Source organism: Methylophilus sp. OH31 (assembly GCF_000576615.1).
GTDB lineage: Bacteria > Pseudomonadota > Gammaproteobacteria > Burkholderiales > Methylophilaceae > Methylophilus.
In genome coordinates, this window is sequence record NZ_BAUS01000002.1 from 311,068 (window position 1) to 331,258 (window position 20,191).

Genomic DNA, 20,191 nt, shown 5'->3' on the forward strand with positions numbered 1-20,191 from the left:
TGAAATCTTTGTCTAGGGATTTGCTGGTCGGCAGTGGTACTGTTGGCGCAATGCAGTTGTCTTTAGTCGGTAGGTGTGTGAAAGAATCATGGCAAATTTGACAGTTGAAGCAATCGAATTGACCCGTTTGTATGGTGGCCGCGCAGCGGTCAGTGACGTAACGTTTAGTCTGCAACAGGGGCAGGTATTAGGCTTTTTGGGGCCTAACGGTGCTGGTAAGTCGACCACCATGAAAATGTTGACCGGTAATCTGGCGCCCAGTGCCGGTAGCGTCAAAATCTGTGGCATCGATATGATGGAGCATCCGAAAGAAGCCAAAGCCCTGATCGGCTACTTGCCGGAAATGCGTCCTTTATATAAAGAATTTACGGTAGATGAGTATCTGACCATTGCTGCACGTTTGCATAATGTCTCCAGCAAGCATATTAAAAAAGCGGTTGAGCATGCCAAAGAGCGCTGCGGCCTCACCCATATGAGCAAACGCCTGATTGAAAACCTGTCTAACGGTTACCAGCAGCGCGTGGGGATTGCCCAGGCCATTATTCATAACCCGATGGTGGTGATTCTGGATGAACCGACGGTCGGCCTGGATCCGATCCAGATCCGTGATATCCGTGCCTTGATCAAAGAGATCGGCCAGGCGCATAGCGTGATTGTCTCTACGCATATTTTGCCGGAAGTGGAAATGGTGTGTGACCACGTGCAGATTATCGATAAAGGTAAGCTGGTGTTTAACGGCGGTATTGATGTGCTGAAACAGCAGCGCATCGGTAACAAGTTGCTGGTTGGTTTGCGCAATGCACCAGAAGCGGCGCAACTGGCAGCGATTGCCGGTGTGGCTGAGGTGGAGTCGGCGGATGGGCTGTGGCGCATTCGTTTTCATGAAGGCACACAACCGCATGAAGCCATCGTGCAGGCCGCCGTACAAAACGGCTGGGGCTTGTATCATATCGCCCCTGATCAGACCAGCCTGGAAGACGTGTTTGTACAGCTGACTTACCACGAGGCAGCAGGTACGGATGAGGCCAAAGCGGCTTAAGCCAGCAGATTGAGTGTAGACGGAAAGATTTAAGTATGTTGAATATTGCAAGAAAAGAACTCAAGAGTATGTTCGCCTCACCAATGGGGTGGATTATTCTGGCACTGCTGACCTTCTCCTTCGGTACCTATTACCTCAATGGAGTGAATAATTACTTTGAAGTCATGTCCGGCTCCATCCGCCCGGCCGAGCGTATTGGCGTGACACAGTTTGTCGGCCAAACCGTCTATGGCCTGGCGTCTTTTATCATGCTGTTTGCCGTGCCTTTGCTCTCGATGCGCTTGATTTCAGAAGAGCGTCGCAGTCAGACCATGCCGTTTTTGTTCAGCGCACCGTTGTCTATCAGCGAGATCGTGGTTGGCAAGTTTCTGGGCCTGGTGGTGTTTTTGAGCATATTGGTGGTCTATATTGCCGCCATGCTGTTTACGCTGAACATTTGGGCAGACATTGATTTCGGCTATATTTTTGCCAACTCGCTGGGTTTGCTGCTGCTGGTTTCCAGTTTTGCCGCGCTGGGCCTGTATTTCTCCAGCCTGACCGCGCAGCCGATTATTGCCGGTATCCTCAGTTTTATTGCCTTGTTTGTGCTGATGATCCTGGACCGTTTTTTTGCTGGTGACCCGACCAGCACCATGCTCAAGTTTTCGCTCATGCGCCATTTTCAGTCGTTTGCCGGTGGCTTGATGGATACGGCGGACCTGGCCTACTTCGGCTTGTTTATCCTCACTTTTATTACCCTGACGATTCGTCGTCTGGATGCGGATCGTTTACGCGGTTAGTCGCGACATTGTTTTTGAGCTGAATGCATTATGAAAATTAACCGTAAATTTAGATGGCAGTTGTTGGCGCAAAACTGGATGTTTGTGCTGGTGTTTTTGGCCTTGGTGGTCATGCTGGGGTATTTGTCCAGCCAATACCGCTGGGCCAAGGATATTACCCAGGCCAACCGCAATATCCTGACCCAGGGCAGCGTTAATGTGCTCAAGCAGATGGATGGTGACGTCAATATCACAGTGTTTGCCACCAACGATGACGCCAATAATGGCGATACTTTCCGTAAAGGCATGCTGGATTTTGTCGCCCGCTACCAGCGTGAAAAGAAAAACGTATTTATCAAGTTCATCAATCCGTCCGAAGAGCCAAAACTGGCACAAGAAGCCGGTGTGAAGGTCGATGGCGAGACGATTGTAGAGTACAACAAGCGTTCCGAGCACATCACGCCGCCGTTTGCCGAGCAGGAAATGACCAACTTGCTGGTGCGTTTGTCTCGTACCAATAACCAGCCAGTTATGTATCTGGATGGCCATGGCGAGCGTTTGCTGCAAGGCCTGAAAAACCATGACTTGGGTGAGTTCGGCAAACAGCTGGAAAGCAAAGGCTTTAAATTTGCCAACCCTGACCTGACCATTGCCCAGGCGGTACCTGCCAATGGTGCCATGTTGGTGATTGCAGCACCGCAAGTCGATATCAGCGCCGTCGAAGCGAAAAAGATCAAGGCCTATATTGAAGCAGGCGGCAATGTGCTATGGCTACTGGATGACGATAACCTGCATGGTTTACAAGAAGTGGCCGAGTACCTGGGCATTAAAGTGTCTGCCGGTATCGTGGTTGACCGTGCGGCTGAACAATACGGCGCCGATCCGAAAATGGCGTTTGCCAGCCTGTATGGCGACCATGCCATTACACGTAACTTTATGCTGCGTACCGTGTTCCCTGAGGCACATCAGATCGATGGCCAGGCGTCAGATGACCTGGGTTGGAAAGTGGGCCGCCTGATCGACGTGGCGCCGAATGGCTGGCTGGAATCTGACAAGATTCCGGCGGGTGCGCAAAACCTTAAGGTCAGTTTTGACCAGGGTAAAGACAAAGCAGGCCCGATTAACGTCGGCGTGGCTTTGGAGCGCGAATACGGTAAAAAAGGCCAGCGCGTGGTGGTGATCGGTAATGCCAACTTCCTGGCCAATACCTTTATTACTAACGGCGGCAACCTGGATTTGGGCATTAATATCATCAACTGGCTGGCGGGTGATGATCGCCTGATTACGATACAGCCGATGCCACTGAAAGATATTAACGTCACGATTCCAGCAAACGATCAAGGCCGCCTGGTGGCCTGGATCGTATTCCATGCTTTCCAGTACCTGATTCCAGTCGGTTTGTTTGTTGCAGGCCTGTTCCTGTGGTGGAAACGCCGCAAGGCTTAATGTCTAACGGTCTGGTTGTGGGAGTGGTGTCATGAAAAAAAGATGGATATTGAATCTGTTGTTATTGGCTGTGGTGGTCGGCATAGCCGTGTTCCTGCATTTAAAACCGCAAGAACAGGCAACATCAGCCAGGTTTGAAGTTTCCAGCCTTAAAATGGCTGATTTCGATATCGTGAAAGCGGAGTTTCCGGCCAAGGCCCCGACCATTTTTGAAAAGCAGGATGGTTACTGGATGATGCGCAAGCCGTATGCGGCACGTGCAGACCAATCCTCTGTGCAGCGCGTGATGTCTATTATTGCTGCAACCACGGCGACCAGGCTGCCATTGCAAGATGCAGCTAAATACGGGCTGGATCAGCCGGTATTGAAGTTGACGCTAGCTGGTGCCAAGGGTGAGCAAGTGTTCACGTTTGGCACTTACAATCCTGTTTCAGAAGAACAGTACGTCGGGTATGCGGGACAAGTGTATTTGTTGCCCGGGCAGTATAGCGAAGCAGCGTCTACGCAGCCGATAGAAATGGTGGATAAAACACCCTTGTCCCCGGTTGAGCGTAAACAACTGGCTGGCTTCGATCTCGCGCATCTGGAGCAGTGGGAAGAAAATGCGCTTAAAGTGCAGATGTCTGGCGAAGGTAAATGGCTGGCCAACGATGCCAAAGCCAAGCCCACACAGAATGAGTTGAATGAGTGGATGGATTTCAGCTGGGTGCAGGCGCAAGCAACCTCGGTTGAGTTTTACACGCCAGACCGTAAGCAGGCCTATCCTTCTTTTGAGGTGCTGTTGCGCAATGGCAAGAAAGTCCATTTCGACAAGCTGCAGGAGTCGCCAGAGTACCTGTTGGCACGTCCGGATGAAGGGATTATTTATCACTTCAGCAATGACACCGGTTTTACCATGGTGAACCCGCCGGTGAATATCCAGGCACCTAAGAGCAAATAACCGGTATGCCTGAATTACCCGAGGTTGAGGTCACGCGGCGCGGGTTGCTGCCTGTAGAAGGGGCGCAGATCGCGCAAGTGACTATCCGCCATCATGGCTTGCGCTGGCCGATTCCGGCCGATTTGCCGCAACATTTGCAAGGCCGCCGTGTGCTTAAACTCACGCGCCGTGCCAAATATATCTTGGCCGAGATCGGCACCACTGAAGCAGAAGGCGTGTTGTTGCTGCATCTTGGCATGTCTGGTCGCCTGTGTTTGCTGGAGCGCGATTTCCCTGCCGAAAAGCATGATCACTTTGATATCCGCTTTGAAGATGGCCGCGTGATCCGCCTGCGCGATCCACGCCGGTTCGGAGCCGTATTGTGGCTGGATAAGCACCCATTGCAGCATGCGCTGCTCAGCAGCCTGGGCCCCGAGCCCTTAGAGGCTGGTTTTAACGCTGACTATTTATATCAACATATACGCACACGCAGCGCACCGATAAAAACGACCATCATGGATGCGCACCTGGTGGTGGGCGTGGGGAATATTTATGCCAGTGAGTCTTTATTCAGGGCGCGCATACACCCTGAAACACCTGCCAAGGCCTTAACACTGGCGCAATGTGCATTACTGGTAGACGAGATCAAATCCACCTTGCAGGCAGCGTTAGAGGCTGGCGGCAGCAGTTTGCGGGACTTCTTTGGCGCCGATGGTAACCCTGGTTATTTTCAACAGACGTATACCGTGTATGGCCGCACTGGTGAGCCTTGCCGCGTGTGTACCAGGCCGATCCTGAATATCCGCCTGGGTCAGCGTTCTACGTTTTATTGTGAGCACTGCCAGCCACGTGCGGCTGGCAGCATACGTAAAAAATAAGTATCACAGCAACGTCTGCGTTATGCCGTTTCGTCGTCGTCGATGTCTGGCTTGATGCAGTTACGCCCGGCACGCTTGGCGGCATACAGGTGATGGTCTGCGCGCTCCACCACCTGGCCCAGTATTTCATCGGTCTGCATTTCGGCGATACCGGCACTGACTGTGATTTGCACCACTTTATTGCTAAAGTGGAATTGCAGTCCGGCGACTGCCGAGCGTATGAGTTCGGTAATGTCCCGGGCGTGTTGCATATTGCAGCCGGAAAGCAGAATCAAAAATTCTTCCCCGCCCCATCGACAAACCACATCTTCTTCGCGAACGTGCGACTTGATCAACTGCGCCACACGCGTGAGCACTCTGTCTCCGGCTTCGTGGCCATAAGTATCATTCACCAGTTTGAACAGGTCGATATCCAACAGCACCAGGGACAATGACTCGTCGCGGCGTTTGCCACGTGCGACGGCTTGCTTGAAGTAGAACTCGAATACCTGGCGGCTGGTGACACCGGTCAATTTGTCCTGGGTAGCCATCATCTCCAACTTGTCGTGGTAGCCACGCACGGCAAAATGCGCCAGTGCCAGTACGATCATGCTGATCACGACGGCCACGGCCAGGTTGATGAGGAAGGCGGTTTCGATGCGTTCTGAGCTTGGATCGTTGACCTGCTCGACGATTAAATACCAGTCAAATTCAGGCACCAGGCGACTATTGAGGTAAAGCATGTTGCCGCTACTGGTTTTAAACGACAGCGAAGAGCTAGGCGAGGTCAGCACTTGCAGAAACGCTTTATCCAGCCCTGACTTGTTTTGCAAATGCAGCTCAGAACGGTATTGGCTGCTTTGCAGCATGACCTCGCCCTGGCGATTCACAAAGTAGATTTCGCGGCCATAGCGTTTCTGGTAGTTTTCAATCAGCTCAACAACGGTTTGCAGCGATAAGCCCACACCAATCACGCCAATAAACTTGCCGGATTTATCTTCAATGCGGTAATTCACAAAAATACTCAGGCGTTTTTTGTCTGCAGTATCGCGGTCAATATTGATGACGTAAGGGTTGCGTGAGTTTCTGGCATCAAAATACCAGTGATCCTCAGGATTTGCTGGCGATACGCGTTTTAAAACGCCAGACGGATGGTAGTAATTGCCTGAGCTTTCAGACACAAAAAAGGCGGTGATGGTGTTATATTTTTTCTGGATTTGCGCCAGGTAACTGGTCATTCTATTGGCGTCTTGCTCGCCATTATTGATCCAGTCGAATACAAAGACATCATTGGCCATCAGTGAGGAAATCAAGAGCGGCTGTAACAAGTCGCGCTGGATTTCAGAGTAGATATTGTCGCTGGTGAGCGGCAGCATTTCCTGCTGCAAGCGGTCAGTCAGCGAGTCTTTGGCGACAAAGTAACCAATCAGGCTGGTAGCCACAAAGCCAATGAGCACAATGGCGCTGAGGAGTAGGGTGTAGTAACGCTTGTTAACGGCCATAAATGTTCAATTATCTAAAGGCGGATCATGCTCAAAAAAGCATTATCATCAATATAAGGCGACTTTGTTTATTTGAATAGTCACTGTTTTAAAGCCGTATTCCCGCATTGACGAGGTTTAATGCGGGTGACTGCTTGCCGCGTGCTCGTGTAAATAGCCGGAAGGGCTGTGCGGCGTACCGCCAATCTTTTGTGGTAGCAATGAGCCGATGATCATTGCCACAGCACTGATGAGCAGCCCCACCAGTTGCGCCGGTACCAGGCTGGCTTCGCCTACCAGGATCTCGATCAATACCCAGCTGCCGATACCGAAGATTATCGCCGCGAGTGCGCCCTGGCTGCTTGCGCGTTTCCAGAAGGCGCCGAAGAACAGCGGTACAAACGCACCTGCCAGCGTGACCTTATACGCGCTTTCTACCATACCAAAGATCGACAGCTCTGAGTTAAGCGCATAAAACAATACCATGGCGGCAAAGCCTACCAGGCACAGTCGCATCACGCGCAAAAATGCATGGTCGTTCATGTGCGGCATAAAGCCTTTCACCACGTTTTCAGCAAAGGTGACAGAAGGGGCCAGCAGGGTCGCTGAGGAACAACTCATGATGGCTGACAGCACAGCGCCAAAGAAAATCGCTTGTGCGATCAGCGGCGTGTGCGTAAGCACCAGCGTGGGCAGCACGCGCTGTGAGTCGGTTTCAACCAGGGTGCCAAATACCGCCGGGTCTATCAGCGTCGCGGCATAAGCGATAAACATGGGCACAAAGGTAAAGCAGAAATAGATACTCGCGCCCAGCAATGAGCCCCACAAGGCGATCTTTGCTGTTTTGGCCGATGTGATACGCTGGAATACGTCTTGCTGTGGAATCGACCCCAGCATCATGGTCAGCCAGCCGCCGAGGAAGGTCAGCCATACGCTCCAGTTTGTAGATTGCGGAAAGAAATGCAGTTTGCCTGCATTGCGCGCGTGCTCTATCACCGGTGCGACGCCGCCGGTTTGGCCAGAGACGATATTGGCGATATAAAGCAGGCCACCGATGACGACGATCATTTGCACAAAGTCGAGAATTGCCACCGAGAGCATGCCGCCCAGCGTGGTATAGGTAAGCACGATGGCGGTGCCGACGATCATGCCGGTGTGTTCTGAAATGGCGCCATGGCTGATCAGGTTGAAAATCAGGCCCAGTGCCTTGATTTGCGCGGCGACCCAGCCCATGTAAGAGATGACGATGGCAATGGTGGTCAGCACCTCAACCGAGCGGTTATAGCGCATGCGATAGAAGTCACCCAACGTCAGGATGTTGAGTTTGTACAGGCGGCTGGAGAAGAAAATGCCGGCAATAATCAGACACATGCTGGAGCCGAATGGGTCGGCGGCAACGCCGGTCAGGCCTTCACGCACAAAGGTGGCGGAGACGCCGAACACGGCCTCGGCCCCAAACCAGGTGGCAAACACGGTTGCCATGACCACAGGCAGCGGCAGGTGACGGCCTGCCACGGCATAATCTTTGGTGCTGTGCACATTTCTGGCGGCAATCAGGCCGATGCCGATTGAAACCAGTAAATACGCCACGACAAACCAGATCAGCACAGCTTGTTTCCCTTTGAGGTAATTGCAAAAGGCTGATTTTAAAACAAAACCATGCCTAAACATGGTTTTGTGATGGTTGCGAAAGCTAAAAAGGCCTGAAAATCAGGCCTTTTTACAATTCTGCACAATTACTCGACCCGCTTCCAGGTTTGCGAGCGCCCAAGCAGCGAGAAGCCGATAAATCCTCGCACCTCAAGCTCATTGCCGTTTGCGCCTAGTGTCATTTTGCATTTGTAGGTTTTGCCATTTTCCGGGTCGAGAATCTCGCCGCTATCATAGACATTGCTATTGGCACTTTTCTTTAAATGTTTGGCAATAGTCATGCCGACAATTTTCTGGCCTTTGCGCTCGTCCGTGCATTTGTCGCACACGGCATCGCCGGTGTCGGTGGCAAGCAGGCCTTTTTCGACAATCGCGTTATATTCACCTGCGTTTTCAACAATGCGCACCAGTGATCTGGGTTTGCCAGTTTTGTCGTCGGTGGTTTGCCACAGGCCGCCCAAGTCTGCTGCATGTAGTGCATAGGGCAACATGAGCAGCGTGGTCACCAGCAGTTGCTTGATCAGTCGCATGGTCGATCTCCTTTAGTGGTTAAACAGCAGGAACAAACTTGCAAATTGCAGTAACACCAGCACGACGATAGCGGTTGTGGCCCATTTCTGCCAGGTGGCCTGTTGGTGCTGCGAGGTGAGCAGGGCATCGATACGGCTTTGCTGCTTGCCAAGCTCGGTCTGGTTGCGCAGGTATTGCTCAAACAGACGCGGCATTTCTGCTGCGTGGGTGAGAATATAAGGCAGTTCACGTTTGGCGGATTTAAGCAGGCTGCGCCAGCCGATTTGCTCGCTCATCCAGCGTTTGAGGAAAGGTTTGGCGCTATGCCATAAATCAATATTCGGGTCGAGCTCGCGGCCCAGGCCCTCAATGTTCAACAAGGTCTTTTGCAGCATGATCAGCTGCGGCTGGATATTGACGCCAAAGCGGCGTGACATCTGGAACAGGCTGAGCAGGGTGCGGCCAAATGAAATATCTTTCAGCGGTTTTTCAAAAATCGGTTCGCAGATCGCGCGCACGGCGGTTTCCAGCGCTTCAACATTAGTATCCGCAGGCACCCAGCCGGATTCAATATGCGCCACGGCCACATCGCGGTAATCGCGGTTAAAGAACGCCAGGAAATTACGCGCCAGGTAGTATTGGTCAGTCGGTGACAGACTGCCCATGATGCCAAAATCGAGCGCGATAAATTTGCCTTTGTCCGGCCCCTCGGTCACAACCTGAATATTGCCAGGGTGCATGTCGGCATGGAAAAAGCCATCACGAAATACCTGGGTGAAAAAAATCTCGACGCCTTCGTGGGCCAGTTGCGTCAGGTCTATGCCGTAGGCGCGCAAAGATTCGGTATCCCTGACCGGCGTGCCGAACATGCGCTGCATGGTCATGACGTGTTTGTGCGAATAGTCCCAGTAAACGGTGGGCACCAACAGGCGGCGATCGCTGAAGTTGCGACCTAGCTGCGCGCATTGCGCCGCTTCCAGGGTCAGGTCTAATTCGTGCTCGGTATGGCGCGCAAACTCGTTGACCATTTCGTCCGGTTTCAGGCGGCGGCCTTCGCGCGAGCATTGTTTTACCCACCAGGCCAGTGTGCGTAACAAGGCGATGTCGCGATGGATGGTGGCGGCAATGCCTGGACGTAATACCTTCACTGCCACTTGCTCGCCGCTATGCAGTTTGGCAAAGTGCACTTGCGCCACTGAAGCGCTGGCAACAGGGGTGATATTGAACTCTGCGTACACCGTGCTCAGTGGTGCAGCAAAGGCTTCTTGAATAATGGCCTCGACCTGCGCATAAGCAAATGGCGGCACCTGATCTTGCAGCTTGGTGAGTTCATCGGCAACGTCAGTTGGTAGTAGATCGCGGCGCGTTGACAGCATTTGGCCGAATTTGACGAAAATTGGCCCCAGCTTCTCTAGCGCGAGGCGTAAGCGTACGGCGCGTTGTTCAGGGGCATGACGCCAGAAGAAAAAGACATTCAACAGGCGATGCATCCAGCCAGGTTGCTCATCGCGGACGAAAAAAATATCCAGGCGATACCAGATCAGCACGCCGATAATATGAAAAAAACGTAACCAATGCATGTGTTACTGGCTTTCTGAAACTGCTGCGAGGAGTTTGTCGACGCGTTGCTGTAATCGGTCGGTGTCTTCGCGTAACTGATCCACCGACTGGTTAAATTGCGCGATGCGGGTTTTCTTGGCGATGATGGGTTGCTCTTCTTGCCAGTATTCCACCAGCATCTCGCCCAGGTTTTTGGCCTGGTTTTGCCAGCGCTGCAACTTTTCCTGTCCGATTTGCACGACCTGGTAAGCGGCAATATCACCAACGACTTTGCTCAGATCATCTTCTATATCCCAGCGCACCGCGGAGAGTATCTTGCCGACGGCCATGCCGAGTGCGGCGTCGCCTTCAATTTTAATCAGGCTATGTGCAAGCGGGTCCTGTCGTAACAAGCGCATGGCCAGGCTGGGTGGTAAATGGATGGTGGCATCTGCTTCTGCCGTGTCTCCGGCCACCGCCAGTTCGCCATTATTTAGAATGGTGAGTATGGCCTGGGCGACTTTAAAGTCTAAACGCAGATTTTTGTGGGCATAAGGCTGTAGCAGCGGCGCTGTCCAGCTATTTTGCTGCATCAGATGCTGCAACACGAATTGAATCAGGGGTTTAAACATGGGCTTAGATCTTGATGCCTTTGTGTAAGGCCACCACACCAGCTGTCAGGTTGTAATAATCCACTTTGCCAAATCCTGCCTCGTGCATCATTTGCTTCAGGGTTTCCTGGTCTGGGTGCATGCGTATGCTCTCTGCCAGGTAACGGTAGCTGGGCTCGTCGTTGGCGATCCATTTGCCAAATTTGGGCAGCAGTTTAAATGAATAGGTGTCGTACAGTTTTTCCAGCGGTTGCCAGACTTTAGAGAATTCGAGTACCAGCAAGCGGCCACCCGGCTTGAGCACGCGCTGCATTTCACGCAAGGCAACGTCTTTGTGCGTCATGTTGCGCAAGCCAAAGGCGACGATGACACAATTAAAGGTTTCGTCAGCAAAGGGCAAAATCTCTGCATTACATTGTGCCGCCGGGATACTCAGCCCGGCATCTATCATGCGGTCACGGCCCACGCCCAGCATAGAGGCATTGATGTCAGTCAGAATCACCGTGCCAGGATTGACAGCGGATTGCGTGCCAACTTTCTTGGCAAACAGGCGTGACAAATCACCGCTGCCACCGGCAATATCCAGCACCTTGTCGCCTTGGCCTACACCGCTGACGTCAATCGCAAAGCGCTTCCATAAGCGGTGCATGCCTGCGGACATGACGTCGTTCATGATGTCGTATTTTTGCGCGACAGAATGAAACACCTCACCAACTTTTTTCTGCTTGTCGGTTTCGGCAACGGTATCAAAGCCAAAGTGAGTGGTTTTTTCCTGATCAGTGTTTTGCTGCATGTGTCGGTTCCTTGCGGGTATGGCCAGCCATAGACAGTTTAGTCACATAGTCTTGCCACAGGCTTTCATAATGTTGCGCCAGATAGTACAGATAATCCCATGAATACAGGCCAGTATCATGACCATCGTCAAATATCAGTTTGATGGCGTATCTGCCAACCGGTTCAATATCGTTAATATTGACGTTTTCTTTGTCCAGTTGCAGTACTTCCTGTCCGGCACCATGTCCGCGCACTTCGGCCGAGGGTGAATACACGCGCAAAAACTCGCAAGACAGCATGCACTCGGTATGGTTATCGAAGTGTATTTCAAGCAGGTGTGAGGCCTGATGCAGCTGTATCAGGGTCGGGGTCGGACAATCTGGATGTAGACCGCTCATAAGATTGAAGAAAGTGGTGGATGAGGTCGTTAACTTTAATTATGCGCATGATAGCAGATGCATGGTAGCCGCGCATGGGTAGTAATTGTTGTATCTTATGGTTGATAATTCATTTTATTTGTGAATTAATGGCTATACCTACATGATTTATTTGAACTTTTATTATTTCATGATAGATTACTAAAAAAACAAACCATCATGAATAGGTTACCTAACAATTCTTAAGCAGGTCCTATGGAAAATAACAGACTGGCACAACAATTTGATTTGTACACGCGATGGCGTCAATCGATTGCTGATGTTTTGGGGGATTATCGGCGCTGGTTGGCCGATAAACAGCTCAGCGATGTGCAAATAGAAGAGCGGATACAGCAGCAACTAAACCGTTTGCGTGAGGACAAGTTAAACGTGGCATTTGTCGCCGAATTTTCGCGTGGCAAATCCGAGCTTATTAATGCGATCTTCTTTTCCGGCTACGGTCACCGTTTGCTGCCATCTGGCGCAGGGCGGACCACCATGTGTCCAACCGAATTGCGTTATGACACCGGCAAGCCGGTCAGTTTGTCATTGCTGCCGATTGAAACCAGCACCCACCAGATTTCCATCAGCGAATACCGCCGTATGCCACAAGCCTGGTCTGCGGTCGAATTTGATGCGCACTCACGCGAAAGCATGGTCGAAGCCTTTAAAGAGGTCAGCCGTACCCGCCGCGTCACTGTTGATGAAGCACAGTCCCTGGGCTTATATCACCCGGACCAGCCAGATGATGCCATGTTGATTGGTAACGATGGCCTGCTGGAAATTCCCTGCTGGCGTTACGCGGTGATTAATTTTCCACATCCCTTACTCAAGCAAGGCTTAGTGATTCTGGACACCCCAGGTTTAAACGCAATTGGTGCAGAGCCTGAGTTGACCATGAGCATGTTGCCGAATGCACATGCGGTGTTGTTTATTTTAGGTGCCGATACCGGTGTCACCAAGTCCGAGATGGAAGTCTGGCGTCGTTATATCAGTGGCGCACGCTGGAAGCAAAAAGGTCGTATAGCCGTACTTAACAAGATTGATGGTTTGTGGGATCCACTGAAAACCGATGATGAAGTAGAAACAGAGCTTTATCGCCAGTTACAAAACACGGCTGAATTATTAGGTTTGCCGCGCGACCAGATTTTACCGACCTCCGCGCAAAAAGGCCTGTTGGCTAAAGTGAAGGGCGACCAGCAGTTGCTGCTCAAAAGCCGTTTGCTGCAACTGGAAAGAAACCTGTCTGATGAGCTGATCCCGGCCAAGCAGGAGATTGTGCGCGAAAGCATACAGGGCGAAATTGAAGACATGGTGCATCAGACGCGCATCACGCTGGAAACGCGTTTGCAAAGTGTGCTGGATCAAGCCGATGAGTTGCGTTGTTTGCAGGGCAAGAATGAGGACGTGATTGCGCAGATGATGCGCAAGGTCAAGCAAGACAAGGTCAATTTTGAAGTCGGTTTACAGCGTTATCAAGCCTTGCGTAGCGTGTTTTCGGCGCAGTCCAACCAGGTATTCCATCATCTAGGCATGCCTGCGCTTAAAAACAAGGTGCGTGAAACCCGCGATACCATGATGAAAGCAGCGTTTACCAAAACCATGCGGCAAGCCATGGATGACTTTTTCAGTGACCTCAAGCGCCGCATGATGGATGCCGATGTGCATGTGCATGAAATCAAGAAAATGATGGAAGCCATGTATGAGAAGTTTTCCAAAGAGCACGGTTTGCTGCAAAAAGCGCCCCCCCCATTTTCTACCTCACGCTATTTAAAAGCGCTCAATAAACTGGAAGCCATTTACCGTGACCAGTTCAACACCACCTTCAATATGATCGCACACGAAAAACTGACGCTAACCAGCAAGTTTTTCGAAACGCTGGCCAGCCATGTGATTCTGGAATATGAGGCAGCGAACCGCGATACCGAGAGCTGGCTAAAAGCCGTCATCGCGCCGATGGAAAGCCAGATGCGCGAACACCATGTGCAACTCAAGCGCCGTGTGGAAAGCATTAAGCGCATTTACCAGGCAACCGATACCCTGGAAGAGCGTATTGCCGATTTAGAGCAGGTGGAGTTGTCGATCCGCCAGCAACTGGCTGAGCTAGATCAACTCAATGGCAAAGCCATGTTTGCGCTGGCGCACGAAGAAGTGATTGTGCAAGCAGCCTAAAAATAACTGCCATGAAAACAAAAACGGGAGCATTTGCTCCCGTTTTGTTATTTGCTTTCCAGCATATAGGTTTTGATTTTTTGCATCGCCTTCTGCTCAATCTGGCGGATACGTTCTGCTGACACATTAAACTCTGCAGCCAGCTCATGCAGCGTGGAGGCGCTGCCTTCGGTCAACCAGCGTGCTTGCAGCACACGGCGGCTACGCTCATCCAGTTGTTGCAAAGCCATGCTCAAGCCTTCGGTTTGCAGATGCTCGTTTTGCAGGTTTTCCAGCAAGGTCGATGGCTCAGGGCCTTCATCTTCGAGGAACGCGATCGGGCTATACACTTCTTCGCCGTCGTCATCCAACTGCGCATCCAGTGAAATCTCCTGACCGTTCAGACGGTATTCCATCTCGGTCACTTCTTCTGGCTTCACATTCAGCTCGGTGGCGATACGGTGTACGTCATCCGGGCTCAGCGTTTCAAAGCCTTGCTTCATGCTGCGCAAATTAAAAAACAGTTTGCGCTGTGCTTTGGTGGTCGCGGTTTTCACCAAGCGCCAGTTACGCACGATGTATTCATGGATCTCGGCTTTAATCCAGTGCATGGCAAACGAGACCAGGCGCACGCCACGGTCTGGGTCAAAGCGTTTCACCGCTTTCATCAAGCCAATATTGCCTTCCTGAATCAGGTCAGACTGTGGCAAACCATAACCGCTATAACCACGGGCAATGCTCGCGACCAGGCGCAGATGCGACACGATCAGTGCACGCGCAGCCTCCAGGTCACCACTTTGTTTCAACTCAGTCGCATAGCTGTATTCTTCTTCAGCCGTCAGCACTGGAAACTGCTTGATAGTACGCAGATATTTATCCAGGCTGTCAGCCGAGGAAACGACAGGTAAAGTTAACGCGTTGATAATAAACTCCTTATTGAAAGAAGATGTTTAAAATGATTTTAGCACTCAAAGCTTGAGAGTGCTAGCCCATTTAAAAGTTCAACGCGATTGGACTTGTTTGTGTACAGGTATTTGTAGGATGAGTGTCGGATTAGCCATAAATATCGCAATCGGTGCCATAAACTACTTTTTCATCTCAATTAAGAATAATCACTTAGCTTATTGGCCTGTAAAGGCAATATTTAAGCCAGTTTAATCAAAACCTTTATCTTCGGGTGCGCCGAAAACTGAAAGGCATGTGAGCGCTTTGTTCCGTGAAGATGTTTCTGATTTGAAAGACTTAAATGCTTTGATTGCTGGATGTTGAATTGCAAGCAGTTAATGTGTTCTTTTTTGCATGGAAATGTTGGGCAGTAAGCATCCATGGCTCCGCCTTTTTAAGGATGGCTTTAAATTTAAGCTGGCACAGATTCTGCTGAGTTACGTAAAAATCAAAAAAACTGTAAAGCCATCTATGAAGAAAATATTAATTTCTCTAATTGTAGCAATTCAATTTCTAATGCCTGTAGCAGCAGACACCCTTTCAGAAAAGGACAAAGTCGAAATTGCCGCACTTTTCGATAAAGTTAACCAAGCATTAGCTACTAGGGAACCAAAGGTAATTACAGAAACTACTTTTGGTCCGATTCTAGCCATCATGGGAGGGCAAGAAAAATATATTGAGCGGTTAGAAAATACGTTTAAAGATATGGATGCACAAAAGTTAAAACTCATCTCTTACACAAATAACATCCCAGACACTGCGGCAAAATCAAAACAATATTTAATTTGTACTATCAGAGAAGTCTCAATTCTGGAGAAGCCCGGTCTGAAACTTCAGGTCAATGGATTTACTTTGGCCGTGAGAAAGATTTCAGGTGGTGAGTGGAAGTTAATTGGAGGCAATGGTGTATCTAAAAATCCGAAAGTTCTGAATTTTTTATTTCCTGGATTAGATAAAAATTTCGAAGTGCCTGAGTATGTATCATTTAATTTAGACTCATAGGATGTTGTACATTTCTTTCTCTGGTAGTTTGTCGACTTTGCGTTTCATGTATTAGGTCGACATCCACGTTAGCTATCATTGATAGAGATAGATCTGGTGCATGATTGGACGCGCAAAGCGTGGCCATATTTTATTTATAAAGTGCGCCCAAGCCCTAGCAATACTCTATCTTTCACTGCAAGTAGCTCCGTTTTGAAGTTTTCCAGATCAGTGTCAAAACGACAACTTGGAGTAACGATTGCAATGACGTAATTTCCCATAAAGGTTTCTAGTGCGATACCTATTGCGCTGATGCCTATAATGTATTCATTGCGGTCAATCGCAAATCCTGTCTCCCTGGTTTGTTTCAAGTCTTCAAGAAGGCTTTGCAAGTCCTTCGTATGTTCCGTGTGTTTGGGGTATTTTTTCCCAATTCTTTGAACCACTTCTTTGTCAGATAGGCTTGCAAGAAGAAGCTTGCCATCTACTGCCGTATAAAGTGTATGTACCGCTCCCAGTGCGGCAACTACGCGTAACTCCCTTTCAGCGACAATTCGGTCAATTACATTGGTCTGTTGAGATGAAAAGGAAGATAAGACAACGGTCTCGTTGACCTTTTTCGATAGTTGCTCCAGTTGAGGCCGCATCACAGAGATGATATCAATTTGCGTCTCATGAATGAGTTGGCCAAAAGTCATACCCAATTTGAATCCTCTGCCGCCATCCATCATGGCAACCAGACCTTCATGCTCTAACGCTTTGACAATTCGTTGGACTGTTGAACGCGGCAGATCAACCAACTCTGAAATTTTCCCAAGACTAAGTCCGGCCGGATTTTTTGCCAGTACTCGAAGAATGGTTGAGGCGCGGTTGATTACCTGGATGCCATTAGCGGATTCACTATTCATTTCTATGATTTTTAAGAAAACAATACTGTGAATTATCCGCCTATATACAACGCTATGCCACCTCTAAAATTTAACCGTATATTGGTATGTTGTATCGTTATGTGGTACATAATTTGCAGTCACTAATGATGATTGATATTTATTTATCGCTTCTGGCCGTACGCATGCATAAAAAAGTACACGATGTTTGATACGCAACTTTTACTGTTCGCTATCAAACATTTTTGTCGGACTGGCAGAAGCAATTTTCGGTGATTTTTCCAATTCATGAGTATGAAACCAACACGAGAACTGATAAGAATTTCAGACAAGTCGGAGGAGAGTCTTTTACGGGCTGTACAAATCATCCGTAAAACAAAAGACTTATCTCAACTGAGGCAAGCACAAGCCTTTTTGTTGACTTGCGTTCATGGAATGACAGCAAGTGAAGCCTCCTCCTTATTAGGAATATCAGTCAATTGGGTCTATAAACTTCGTCAGAATTTCCTGAAAGGTAATCTGGTGCTTGGTAGGAGTGCTTCTGTATTGGGTGGGCGACGCCGCGAAAATATGACCTTGGCGCAGGAAAGTAGGTTTTTGCATCCATATTTCCAAGCCGCCAAGCATGGAGAGGCTATCAGGGTATCTGATGTTAAGACGGCTTTAGAAGAGCATTTAGGCCGGAAAGTAGCGTTGTCTTCAGTATATAACCTTTTAAAACGCCATAAGCTGATGCAGATATCCTCGAAAATTACCAAATAGTTTTTGAGCAACCTCTAATTTTTTCGATGTTCTTTTATTAATGAAATAGAAACTAACGCTAACGGATGGTTAGGCATGTATGTTGCCATTTGAAGCCCACAGAAATTAATAAAACATTAGTTTCGATTTTTTCATTAATTTTAAGGGTGAAGAAGGAATGTCTCACAACATTATTAAGAAGCCTGCCATCAAAAAGCTCACGCTGGCAGTCTACGGTGCCATGTTTCTCTCTGGGGCGGGAGTTGCTCTGGCGGAAGACGCTCAGGGTAACAGTGAGGGGTCTGCAGATTTGGGTGCAGTCGTTGTTCAAGGCAAGACTCAGCCACTTGTCGGTGATACACCTAAAGAAACCATCGCAGAATCTAGAGCAACTTTAAGTAAGTCCCAGCTTGAGAAGTTTGTCGGCCTGGATTCAGCGGTCACAGGCGCGTTGAAGTATTTGCCCGGCATCCATTTTAGTGGTGGGGATACATCAGGGATCAGTGAAGGTAATTTATCTATTAGAGGGTTTTCTCAAGATCAAATTGGTGTAACCAGAAATGGTATTCCTTTGAATGATCCACTATACCTGACCCCTCACAGCGATTTCTTCGGAGATCCGGAGAATTACGAATCCATTAGCGTCATATACGGTGGGCAGTCGATTAATGCACCTACACTTACGGCGAGTGGCGGCAGTATAGAGATTCAAACTGTCAAACCTACCAAAGATGCAGGCTTATTGGTCAAGCAAGGTTTCGGTAGTAATAATACTCGTCGTTCATTTGTCCGAGCGAATCTCGGCGAAAAAAATGGATTCTCTGCTTGGGTATCGGCCTCCAGAACAACGGCTGACTTATGGACTAGTGGCACAGGCGCAGTCGAATCGAACCGCTTCGAGGGCAACTTGCAATACGAATGGGGAAATAACAATAGCATCAATGCTATCTTTTCCATATTTAGTATGAGAAGTAACAGTTATTCTCACCCAACCCTTGCTCAATATAAGTCTCAGCCGTACGACGCGAATTATTCAAGTGCCATTAACTCCACCTATGGTGGAACGAATGGCGTTGCTGATATTTCTGCAGCAACATCTAATAGTGCGAAACTACAGCGAGCTGACTTCAAAATTCAGACCTACGGCCTTAATGGTTTATTCAACCTGACCGACAATGCGCATCTTCATGTCGACCCATACTTCGTTCGAGTAACAGACGGTACGGCAACAGTGTTCGCATCAGCGATTCCCGAGTCTGTGCTGAATGCTGATGTGAACGGGGACGGCGATCTTCTTGATATCAGGCCATTTGCTGGCGGTGTATTCCCAACGCAATATCGCGTAGGTTCATCTCAAAAGATCGACTTTGATCTGACTGATACGAATGTATTGCAGGTTGGTGCCTGGTTTGATTACACCCATGCAACTAACCAAATGGCGGCGATTCCCTTAAGAAGTGATGGTAAGCCTGTTGCTATTGATGGAAGCAAAATCATTCGAGATGTGAATGGTAAAGAGATCTTTTTCACCGATCAGAGAAGCAGGATGACAACCCAAAAACTCTGGGTACAGGACTCTTGGAACTTTGCTTCGCAATGGAATGCGAAAGGTGCGCTTGCGTGGCAGCATACCGAATATGAAGGTGAGAACATCGCAGGTGTGTTAAGTGGGTCAGCTTTCAAGCGATCGGCTGATTACTATAAGCTCCTCCCGAGTTTCAGCCTTGATTATCAGTATGATCAAAATAATCAGATTTACTACAACGCGACCACCAATATTCGTGTACCGGCTGTTGCTTCTATCTATGGTAACAACACGGGTGGTGATCAGAAAGCTGAAACTACCTTCAATCAGGAAATCGGCTGGCGCTACAGTACGCCTGATGTATTAGTGAGTGCTGCACTGTTCTACGACCAATTTAAGAATCGTCAGGTTTCATACACGTCGTTGGGAACTACGTCCTATATCAATGCCGGTGCCGTGACGACAAAAGGCCTTGAGTTGGCTTTGAGTGGTAAGTTGCCACACAACTTTAACTATCGTGGTTCCTGGACATACGTAAAAGCAGAGCAGGAAGACAACTATGCTGCTGGAGGTCTGGAAGAAAATACCAAAGGCAATCAGCTATTCAACACGCCTAAGAATCTTTTATCCCTTGGGGTCGGATATGACGATGGTCGCTTATATAGCAATTTGCTAGCGCGCTACACCGGTAGCTTTTATGGCGATCTGGCGAATACAGAAAAGTTGAGCGGTTACACAGTTGTTGATCTTAATCTTGGTTACAAGTTTGATCTCGGCAGCAAGATCGTCAAGAAAAGTACCATTAGCCTGAACGTGAATAATCTGTTTGATAAAGAGGCACTTTCAGGGCTGTATGCAGGCACTGTTTCTGCTAATACATCAAGCGCATTCTTTGCCGCACCTACCTATAACAGACTTCAACCACGAAGTGTGTTCGCTAATCTGACGTTGGAATTCTAAA

General features: G+C 49.3%; 18 protein-coding genes. 9 read left to right on the top strand and 9 right to left on the bottom strand.

The window, feature by feature from the left end:
- Window positions 1-88: 88 nt before the first annotated feature.
- The 5 genes from OH31_RS03145 to mutM are packed head-to-tail and all read left to right on the top strand — an operon-like array spanning window position 89 to window position 5,040.
- Window positions 89-1,039, top strand: coding sequence for an ATP-binding cassette domain-containing protein (locus OH31_RS03145; protein WP_024929593.1), 951 nt, complete (start codon window positions 89-91; stop codon window positions 1,037-1,039).
- Window positions 1,040-1,074: 35 nt separating this feature from the next.
- Window positions 1,075-1,818 carry an ABC transporter permease gene (locus tag OH31_RS03150; RefSeq protein ID WP_024929594.1) on the top strand — a complete coding sequence of 248 codons (744 nt, stop codon included), beginning with the start codon at window positions 1,075-1,077 and terminating at the stop codon, window positions 1,816-1,818.
- Between the two features lie 30 nt (window positions 1,819-1,848).
- Window positions 1,849-3,243 carry a GldG family protein gene (locus tag OH31_RS03155; protein WP_024929595.1) on the top strand — a complete coding sequence of 465 codons (1,395 nt, stop codon included), beginning with the start codon at window positions 1,849-1,851 and terminating at the stop codon, window positions 3,241-3,243.
- Between the two features lie 31 nt (window positions 3,244-3,274).
- Window positions 3,275-4,183, top strand: coding sequence for a DUF4340 domain-containing protein (locus OH31_RS03160; RefSeq protein WP_024929596.1), 909 nt, complete (start codon window positions 3,275-3,277; stop codon window positions 4,181-4,183).
- Window positions 4,184-4,188: 5 nt separating this feature from the next.
- Complete coding sequence (gene mutM, locus OH31_RS03165) at window positions 4,189-5,040, top strand: bifunctional DNA-formamidopyrimidine glycosylase/DNA-(apurinic or apyrimidinic site) lyase (RefSeq protein ID WP_024929597.1); 852 nt, start codon at window positions 4,189-4,191, stop codon at window positions 5,038-5,040.
- Between the two features lie 20 nt (window positions 5,041-5,060).
- Here the strand turns inward: mutM and OH31_RS03170 are convergent, their stop codons facing one another.
- From OH31_RS03170 to OH31_RS03200, 7 genes are all read right to left on the bottom strand, one after another.
- Entirely contained in the window at window positions 5,061-6,521 is a 1,461-nt protein-coding gene (locus OH31_RS03170) for a sensor domain-containing diguanylate cyclase (protein WP_019881587.1), read from the bottom strand.
- 117 nt (window positions 6,522-6,638) lie between these two features.
- Window positions 6,639-8,108: a sodium:solute symporter family protein gene (locus tag OH31_RS03175; protein WP_024929598.1), complete on the bottom strand. Its 1,470-nt coding sequence runs from the start codon at window positions 8,106-8,108 to the stop codon at window positions 6,639-6,641.
- A 128-nt stretch (window positions 8,109-8,236) separates the two neighbouring features.
- Window positions 8,237-8,680: a DUF2147 domain-containing protein gene (locus tag OH31_RS03180; protein ID WP_024929599.1), complete on the bottom strand. Its 444-nt coding sequence runs from the start codon at window positions 8,678-8,680 to the stop codon at window positions 8,237-8,239.
- Between the two features lie 12 nt (window positions 8,681-8,692).
- Window positions 8,693-10,240, bottom strand: a complete 1,548-nt coding sequence (gene ubiB / locus OH31_RS03185) for a ubiquinone biosynthesis regulatory protein kinase UbiB (protein WP_024929600.1) — start codon at window positions 10,238-10,240, stop codon at window positions 8,693-8,695.
- A gap of 3 nt (window positions 10,241-10,243) precedes the next feature.
- The gene (locus OH31_RS03190) at window positions 10,244-10,831 is read right to left on the bottom strand and encodes an SCP2 domain-containing protein (protein WP_024929601.1); all 588 of its coding nucleotides are present in this window, start codon (window positions 10,829-10,831) and stop codon (window positions 10,244-10,246) included.
- 4 nt (window positions 10,832-10,835) lie between these two features.
- Window positions 10,836-11,603, bottom strand: a complete 768-nt coding sequence (gene ubiE / locus OH31_RS03195; protein WP_024929602.1) for a bifunctional demethylmenaquinone methyltransferase/2-methoxy-6-polyprenyl-1,4-benzoquinol methylase UbiE — start codon at window positions 11,601-11,603, stop codon at window positions 10,836-10,838.
- Window positions 11,587-11,982 carry a gamma-butyrobetaine hydroxylase-like domain-containing protein gene (locus tag OH31_RS03200; protein WP_024929603.1) on the bottom strand — a complete coding sequence of 132 codons (396 nt, stop codon included), beginning with the start codon at window positions 11,980-11,982 and terminating at the stop codon, window positions 11,587-11,589. Before OH31_RS03200 ends, ubiE begins: the two co-directional genes overlap by 17 nt.
- Before the next feature lie 234 nt (window positions 11,983-12,216).
- Here OH31_RS03200 and OH31_RS03205 point away from each other — a divergent pair, with 234 nt between their 5' ends.
- Window positions 12,217-14,172, top strand: a complete 1,956-nt coding sequence (locus tag OH31_RS03205) for a dynamin family protein (protein WP_019881594.1) — start codon at window positions 12,217-12,219, stop codon at window positions 14,170-14,172.
- A gap of 47 nt (window positions 14,173-14,219) precedes the next feature.
- Here OH31_RS03205 and rpoH read toward each other — a convergent pair whose 3' ends face one another.
- On the bottom strand, window positions 14,220-15,077 hold the full coding sequence (gene rpoH, locus OH31_RS03210) for an RNA polymerase sigma factor RpoH (RefSeq protein WP_024929604.1): 858 nt from the start codon (window positions 15,075-15,077) through the stop codon (window positions 14,220-14,222).
- Window positions 15,078-15,450: 373 nt separating this feature from the next.
- Between rpoH and OH31_RS03215 the strand changes: the two genes are divergently transcribed.
- The gene (locus OH31_RS03215; RefSeq protein ID WP_024929605.1) at window positions 15,451-16,098 is read left to right on the top strand and encodes a hypothetical protein; all 648 of its coding nucleotides are present in this window, start codon (window positions 15,451-15,453) and stop codon (window positions 16,096-16,098) included.
- A 134-nt stretch (window positions 16,099-16,232) separates the two neighbouring features.
- On the opposite strand, the gene OH31_RS03220 is transcribed toward OH31_RS03215, so the two are convergent.
- Window positions 16,233-16,985, bottom strand: a complete 753-nt coding sequence (locus tag OH31_RS03220) for an IclR family transcriptional regulator (protein ID WP_019881598.1) — start codon at window positions 16,983-16,985, stop codon at window positions 16,233-16,235.
- Window positions 16,986-17,252: 267 nt separating this feature from the next.
- On the opposite strand from OH31_RS03220, the gene OH31_RS03230 reads away from it, so the two are divergent.
- Together OH31_RS03230 and OH31_RS03235 are read left to right on the top strand one after the other, a co-directional pair.
- Entirely contained in the window at window positions 17,253-17,726 is a 474-nt protein-coding gene (locus tag OH31_RS03230; RefSeq protein ID WP_024929606.1) for a helix-turn-helix domain-containing protein, read from the top strand.
- Window positions 17,727-17,883: 157 nt separating this feature from the next.
- Window positions 17,884-20,190, top strand: a complete 2,307-nt coding sequence (locus OH31_RS03235; RefSeq protein WP_024929607.1) for a TonB-dependent receptor — start codon at window positions 17,884-17,886, stop codon at window positions 20,188-20,190.
- Window position 20,191: the final 1 nt, after the last annotated feature.